General features: G+C 63.1%; 3 protein-coding genes and 1 pseudogene. 3 read left to right on the plus strand and 1 reads right to left on the minus strand.

Features of this window, described 5'->3' with window-relative positions:
* Both JNL55_RS00020 and JNL55_RS00025 read left to right on the plus strand, forming a co-directional pair.
* A partial coding sequence (locus tag JNL55_RS00020) for a S9 family peptidase (protein ID WP_293848038.1) occupies window positions 1–1,351 on the plus strand: 1,351 nt, incomplete at its 5' end.
* A 3-nt stretch (window positions 1,352–1,354) separates the two neighbouring features.
* Window positions 1,355–3,205, plus strand: coding sequence for a CocE/NonD family hydrolase (locus JNL55_RS00025; RefSeq protein ID WP_293848039.1), 1,851 nt, complete (start codon window positions 1,355–1,357; stop codon window positions 3,203–3,205).
* Window positions 3,206–3,228: 23 nt separating this feature from the next.
* Here the strand turns inward: JNL55_RS00025 and JNL55_RS00030 are convergent, their stop codons facing one another.
* Window positions 3,229–4,671 (minus strand): AAA family ATPase, encoded by a 1,443-nt coding sequence (locus JNL55_RS00030; protein WP_293848040.1) that lies wholly within the window; start codon window positions 4,669–4,671, stop codon window positions 3,229–3,231.
* A gap of 413 nt (window positions 4,672–5,084) precedes the next feature.
* Between JNL55_RS00030 and JNL55_RS00035 the strand changes: the two are divergent.
* A pseudogene (locus JNL55_RS00035) lies at window positions 5,085–5,474 on the plus strand (type III PLP-dependent enzyme); the annotation flags it as partial.

The raw sequence follows: 5,474 nt of genomic DNA on the forward strand, positions 1-5,474 counted from the left end.
GTCGCCGGCGTGGTCGCCGGACGGAGCGCAGATCGCCTTCGTCAGCAATCGTCAGCCGGACTGGGATCGGCACGACAACACCGACATCTGGGTGGTCGCTGCGCGTGCCGGCTCGACGCCGAGGCAGATCTCGACGTTCGAAGGCGCCGACTACGGCCCCATCGCGTGGAGCCCGGACGGTCGACGCGTGGCTTACGCGCAAGGCACGCCGACCAAATATTCGCAGTATCCGTTTCAGCAGATTGCCATTGCGCCGCTGAACGGTGGCCACGTGGTGTTGCCTACCGCGGCGTTGGATCGCGATACGACGTTGCCGCGCTTTAGCGAAGACGGACGCTTCGTCGACTTCTTGATCGCGGACTCGCTGTCAGGTCAGCTTGGCCGAGTGGCCATCGGTGGCGGGCCGGTGCAGCGGCTGATCGCGGGTGACCGAACTGTCGGCAGTTTCTCGCGAGCGGCGAAGCGCACCGCCGTGCTGATCACCGATTCGCACACGCCGAAAGAGATCTACGCGTGGGAGCAGGGCCGGCTACGCCAACTCACGCATCACAATCGCGATTGGCTGCAGAACGTCGAGTTCGGCGCCGCCGAGCGCATTGAGTTCAGCGGCGTCGATGGTGTGCCGGTACATGCTTTGCTGATCAAGCCGCCGGGCTACCGAGCAGGGCAGAAATACCCGCTCATCACCTGGATTCATGGCGGCTCCTATGCCCGCGACGGCTTCGGGTTCTATTTGGATATGCAGTTGTTCGCCGCTCGCGGCTACGTCGTTTTGCAGGTCAATTATCGAGGCAGCTCGGGCCGCGGTGTCGAGTTCGGTCGCGGCATTCATGCTGACTGGGGTAACAAGGACCGCACCGATGTACTGGCGGGCGTCGATTACCTGGTCGCCCAAGGCATCGCCGATCCAGACCGGCTCGGGGTCGGCGGCTGGAGCTATGGCGGCATCCTCACCAACTACATCATTGCCAAGGACACTCGCTTCAAGGCGGCGATCTCCGGCGCAGGGTTCGGCAATCTGCTCAGTCATTACGGCACCAGCGAACACATCGTGCAGCTGGATGCCGAGCTGGCCCGGCCTTGGGACAACCCGCAGCAGTGGCTGGATCTGTCCTATCCATTCTTCAGTGCGAATCGAATTCGTACGCCGACGTTGTATGTGAGCGGCCAGAACGACTTCAACGTGCCCGTGGCCGGCAGCGAGCAGATGTATCAGGCGTTGAAGTCGCTCGGTACGCCGACGCAGTTGGTTATCTATCCGAACGAGACTCATCGCATCGGCAAAAGCAGCGTGCGACGCGATCTGCTCGAGCGCTACCTCGCCTGGTATGCGCGCTACTTACAGGGCTGAGCCATGAAAGCGGTACTGAGTCTGATCGGCATGACAGCCGTGCTGTGGATGACTGCGAGCGTCGCCGGCGAGGCGGCGTTCGACGTTCAGGCCCACTATGACAAGGCCGAGTACCAGATCCCGATGCGCGACGGCGTCAAGCTGTACACCATCGTCTACACCCCCAAAGACACGTCGCGGCGCTATCCCATCCTCCTGCGACGCACGCCGTACAACATCGCGCCTTATGGCGCCGGCCGCATGCATGCGGCGGAGAAGCTGGCGCCGGGCGATGCGTTTCTGCGCGAGGGCTACATCTTCGTGTTGCAGACGGTGCGCGGCCGCTACAAGTCGGAAGGCGAGTGGGAAAACTATCGCCCGCTGCGCATCGGCAAGCAGGGCACCGATGAGTCCACCGATAGCTACGACAGCATCGACTGGCTGATCGGCCATCTACGTCACCACAATCGCCGCGTCGGTTTGTGGGGCATTTCGCATGATGGCTGGCAGACCGTGATGGGCATGATCGACCCGCATCCCGCGCTCAAGGCGGCGTCACCGCAGGCGACCACGGCGGATGCGTTCATCGGCGATGACTTCCATCACAACGGCGCGTTCGTGCAGGCCATCCTCGGCTGGGTGAAGTACGTTACCGATTCCGGTGCGGCCCGCTTCGAGGATGCAGAACGCAAGATCGAGCGCTTCGACTACGGCACGCCGTGGAGCTATGAGTTCTTTCTAAACGCCGGGCCGGTCGACCAGATCAACCGCAAGTACTTCGGCGGCACGCTCAACAAACAATGGGACGAGGTCATCGAGCATCCCAACTACGACGCCTATTGGCAGCGCCGGAATGCGCTGAGCATTCTGGATCGCATCCAGTTGCCGACGCTGAACGTGCTGGGCTGGTTCGACACCGCCGACCCGTACGGCAGCATGGCGACGTACAAGGAGATCGAGAAGCGCAATCCTCGCAATCAGAACACTGTCGTCGCCGGGCCGTGGCGACACGCCGGTTGGCGTTCCGACGATGGCTCGAAGCTCGGCGATGTCGACTTCGGCGCCAAGACCGCGGACTACTACCGTGAGCAAATCGTCTTTCCATTTTTTCAGCGGCACCTGAAACAGCAGGGCGATTGGTCGGCGCCCGAGGCAGTGATGTTCGAAACCGGCAATAACGCCTGGCATCGCTTCGACCAGTGGCCACCGCAGGCTGTGTCGTCACGCAAGCTGTACATGCAAGCCGACCACGCGCTGTCGTTCGATGTTCCGACGGGGAAGGCTGCCAGTGCTTGCGCCGACTACATCAGCGATCCGGCGAAACCGGTGCCGCATGAGAGCGCGATTGCCTTCACCACCGGCGACACCTGGCGCATCGCCGATCAGCGCCTGGATGCGACGCGCCCGGACGTGCTCGGCTTTCAGACTGAACCGTTGCAGGAAGATGTGACCATCGCTGGGCCCATCGGCGTGCGGCTGTTCGCGTCGACGACCGGCACGGACTCGGATTGGGTGGTCAAAGTCATCGACGTGCACCCTGGCACGGCGGCGCAGTTACCTGGGTATCAGCAGCTGGTGGGCATGGACCTGATGCGCGGTCGCTATCGGAACAGTTTCGAGACGCCGGAGCCGATGCGGGCGGGCGAGGTCACACCGATCCGCTTCGACATCGTCGACAAGTTCCACACCTTCAAGAAGGGGCATCGCATCCGCGTGCACGTGCAGAGCTCGTTCTTCCCGTACATCGACCGCAACCCGCAAACCTTCGTGGACAGCATCTATCGCGCCCGGCCGGAGGATTACGTCAAGGCGACGCAGCGGGTGTGTTACTCGGCCGAGGGACCGTCGCACCTGGTGTTGCCGGTGCTGCCCTGAGTGCGGCTCAGCCGCTGGCGAGCTCAGTCGGCGGGCACGGTGCGCTCGGACGCCCACTCCCGCAGCTCGGCGATTTTCTCCGCCATGGTGACCGACAGCGGCCGGGTGGCGCGGATCTCCTGAAGGACGTGTGCAGCGCTGGCTGTTCCGCCAGCGGCGTGCGCGGCGTAAACGGCTGACACCACCGCCTGCTCGATCTCCGCGCCGGAGAAACCGTCGCAGGCCGTGGCCAGTTGCCGCACGTGGTTGTCAGCGAGATTCAGGTTCCGCTTCTTCGAGTGAATCCGAAGCACGTCTTCGCGAACCGCCACGCTCGGCAGGTCGACGAAAAAAATCTCGTCCAGCCGACCCTTACGTACCAGCTCGGGGGGCAGCGAGGAAATGTCGTTGGCGGTCGCCACCACGAACACCTTCGTCTTCTTCTCTGCGAGCCAGGTGAGGAAGGTGCCGAGCAGCCGACGCGACGTGCCGCTGTCGCCATCGCCGACCGACACGCCTTTCTCGATCTCGTCGATCCACAGCACGCACGGCGACATGGTCTCCGCCGTCGCCAGTGACTCGCGCAGATTGCGCTCCGACTCGCCGATGTACTTGTTGTGGATGGCAGCGAAGTCCAGCCGGAGCAGGGGCACGCCGTAGATGCCGGCGGCGCACTTCGCCGCGACACTCTTGCCACAACCCTGAACGCCGAGCAGCAGCAAGCCTTTGGGCGCCTCCAGCTGCGGCGCGCTGCCGTCGAAGGCGGGCTTGCGCAAGCGTAGCCACTCCTTCAGCCGCGCCATGCCGCCGAGATCGGCGAACTGCGCGGTGTCGTACTCGAACGCGAGCACGCCGCCGCGATTTAACAATTCATATTTCGCCTGCATGACCGCCGGCAGATCCGTCGGCAGCAGTGCGCCGTCGTCGAAGATCACCTTGCGCGCCAGCCGCTCGGTGTCGCCGGTCGACAACCCGCCGAGATTTTCCACCAGCAACTCGAGCGACTTGCGATCCGTCTTGACGCGCTGGCCGTACGCGCGCGTCCAGTCGGCGGCGACGCGCTCGACGATGGCGTGCCGCTCGGCGCGATCGGGGAACGCCAGGCTGAGCCGCGCGCAGAAGTGTTCGAGCTCGCGCGGCAGCTGAATCTCGTGGCTGATCAGCACGACGTGGCGGGCGACGCGGTCATAGTCCTGACAAATGTCTTTCAATAACCTTACGTTCACCGGGTCGGTGAGAAACGGGTGAAAGTCGAGCAAGACATACACGCCGGCGGCTGGCGTGGCGCGCATGGATTTCAGCACCGCCGACGGCTCGGCATTGTGTTGCTGCGCGCCGCCCAAACTAATGTCGAGCCGGCGCAAACCTTCCGTGACAGTCCACTGAAACACCGGCGTGTGCGCGGGAGAGGAGAGTTTGGGCGCCAGCGAGGCGAGCAGGGCGAGCGCGCGCGGCTCGTCGCGCGTCTCGACGACGATCAGCGGCACGCGGCTCTTCAGCAGCGCTTCCAGCTCTTTGCGCGTGTCTGTCGTGGCGGTCATGAAGTTGAATCCAACGGGGACTTTCGGGCGTAACAGTGGCGCAAAGAGCGCTCGCAGGCGTGAGCCAACTCGCGTGACCGAAATTTTTTATCCCCGGGGGATTAAATTCTGTGACGCGCTTCTTGCATCGCCGGACATTTTTGCTACATTTCGCGCCGGCCTGTGTAAGAGAGCACCACGCGTAAGCTGCAGTGCCGCTCGACCAGAACTTGTGAGAGCTTCAGACGTTAAAGAATTCTGTCGCTCTTGTTGGTTGGTTAAGTGTTCGCAGCTTTTTGAGAGGTGCCCAACAGGTGTTGCCCCGCGCAGCCAAGCAGTCGCTTGCCGTTTCTCCGGCTCATTCCTTCGATTCCTCCGCCCTGACGGAAACTGAAATCCGTGCGCTCGTCGCCCGTTTTGGCTCTCCATTATTGGTGGTGGATTGTGAACAGGTCCGTAGGCAGTACCGCGCCCTCAAGGCCGCGCTGCCCGGTGTCGACCTGCACTACGCCCTCAAGCCGCTGCCGCACGCCGCCGTGGTGTCGTGCCTGCGCGACGAAGGTGCGTATTTCGACCTCGCCACCACCGGCGAAGTGGAGCTGGTGAAGCAGCAGGGCATCGCGCCCAGCCGCTGTATTCATACGCATCCGATCAAGCGTGACAGCGACATTCGCGACGCGCTCCGCTATGGCGTCACCACGTTCGTCGCGGACAACCCGGATGAGCTGAAGAAGTTCGTGCGCTATCGCAAGCGTGCCGAGATCCTGATT

Source organism: Steroidobacter sp., assembly GCF_016790065.1.
Taxonomy (GTDB): domain Bacteria; phylum Pseudomonadota; class Gammaproteobacteria; order Steroidobacterales; family Steroidobacteraceae; genus Steroidobacter.

Bases quoted from the DNA above. Each gene is read 5' to 3' on its own strand.
- JNL55_RS00025 (WP_293848039.1), top strand. From the start codon at position 1,355: ATGAAAGCGGTACTGAGTCTGATCGGCATGACAGCCGTGCTGTGGATG.